Consider the following 536-nt stretch of genomic DNA (forward strand, 5'->3'; position numbering starts at 1 on the left):
CATCACCCGCAGTCGCACGGCGTGGGCGCTGGCCGTGTTCTTCGGGCTCCAGGCCACCGCCGCCTACATCAGCATGGGCTGGATGGCGCAGATCTTCCGTGACGCGGGCGTCCCCGCGGGCCGGGCCGGACTGCTGCTCGCCGTCACCATGGTGATGGGCGTCCCTCTGGCGTTCGTCATCCCGCGCCTCGCCGCCCGGCTGCCCCGCCAAGGCCCGATCGTGCTCGTGCTGGGCGTCAGCGGCCTGCTCGGATACGCCGGCCTCTACTTCGCCCCGGCCGCCGGCGCGTGGGCCTGGGCGGTGCTGGTGGGCATCGCCAACTGCGCCTTCCCGCTCGCGCTCACCATGGTCGGCATGCGGGCGCGGACGGGCGCGGGCGTGGCCCAGCTGTCCGCGTTCGCGCAGAGCACCGGCTATCTGATCTCCATCCCCGGGCCTCTGCTGGTGGGCGTGCTGTACCAGCACAGCGGGGGCTGGGGGCTGGCGATCGCGCTGATGGCGGGGCTGTTGGTCCCGCAGATGATCGTCGGGGTGG

At 73.3% G+C, this 536-nt stretch carries 1 pseudogene; it reads left to right on the forward strand.

Annotation, left to right across the window (positions count from 1 at the left end):
• A pseudogene (locus LPA54_RS36210) lies at window positions 1-536 on the forward strand (MFS transporter); the annotation flags it as partial.

The sequence above is a fragment of the Streptomyces sp. DH12 genome, from assembly GCF_020873895.1.
Classification (GTDB): domain Bacteria; phylum Actinomycetota; class Actinomycetes; order Streptomycetales; family Streptomycetaceae; genus Streptomyces.